Source organism: Streptomyces aureoversilis (assembly GCF_042657885.1).
GTDB lineage: Bacteria > Actinomycetota > Actinomycetes > Streptomycetales > Streptomycetaceae > Streptomyces > Streptomyces aureoversilis.
The window spans coordinates 1-876 of the sequence record NZ_JBHSKJ010000072.1 but is presented as its reverse complement, the minus strand read 5'-3'; the positions used below and the strand labels follow the sequence as shown (position 1 = coordinate 876).

1 protein-coding gene is annotated in these 876 nt (G+C 67.2%); it reads right to left on the bottom strand.

Features of this window, described 5'->3' with window-relative positions; genetic code table 11:
- Positions 1 to 61: 61 nt before the first annotated feature.
- Positions 62 to 832 carry a transposase family protein gene (locus ACFPP6_RS36450; protein ID WP_382051143.1) on the bottom strand — a complete coding sequence of 257 codons (771 nt, stop codon included), beginning with the start codon at positions 830 to 832 and terminating at the stop codon, positions 62 to 64.
- Positions 833 to 876: the final 44 nt, after the last annotated feature.

The window sequence follows — 876 nt, the reverse complement described above, 5'->3', positions numbered from 1 at the left end:
CTAAAGCGTGTTGCAGAAGGCTGTGATCTGGCAGGTCAGGGCCCGGTTCCGGCGGTTCTGGTCATGTTGCCAGGGCAAGGTTGTGCATGTGGGCGACCGCTTGGACCGCGTGGTGGAGGCCGTCGCCGCGCTGCCGGCAGTCACGGAGGATCTTGTAGTTCTTCATCCTCGCGAAGGCATGTTCTACGCGGGCGCGGACCTTGCGGTGTTCGGCATTGTCCTCTTCCTCGCCCGGCAGGAGGGGCCTTCCCTGGCGTTTACGGTGCGGGACGATGAGCCCGGTGTTGATGTAGGCGCCGTCACCGAGCACGGTCACGCCCTGGCACTGGGCGGGCAGGCCGGAGTCCCGCCAGACGTGGGCGTCGGCCTTGTTGCCCGGAGCTGGCCGGGCGGTGGCGACCACCAGCTTTGTGTCGGCATCGATGATGACCTGCACGTTTGCGGAGAACCGGTAATTGCGGCTCGATGCGCCGACCGTCCGGTCGCGCACCGGGATCAAGATGCCGTCCACGATCCACAGCCGGCCCGCGGCATCGGTGGGCCGGGCGGCCGGCTCGAGTGCCAGCAGAGGCCGCAGCCGCTGGATGACCCGGCACACGGTCGCCGACGAGACCCCGAACAGCGGCGCGAGCTGCCGCATCGTGAGGTTCGTCCGGTAGTAAACGGCCACCAGCAGGACCCGGTCAGCCAGCGGCAGGCACCACGGACGACCGCCACCAGGACCGTTGCCGCCCCGCTCCCGCACCACCTGCAACAGCCCCTCAAACTGCCGCAGACGCAGACCCGTGAACGTCTCCACCCACACCCGATCAGCCCTCAACACACCGGCCATGCCAAGAAAATGCCCAGATCACAGCCTTCTGCAACACGCTTTAG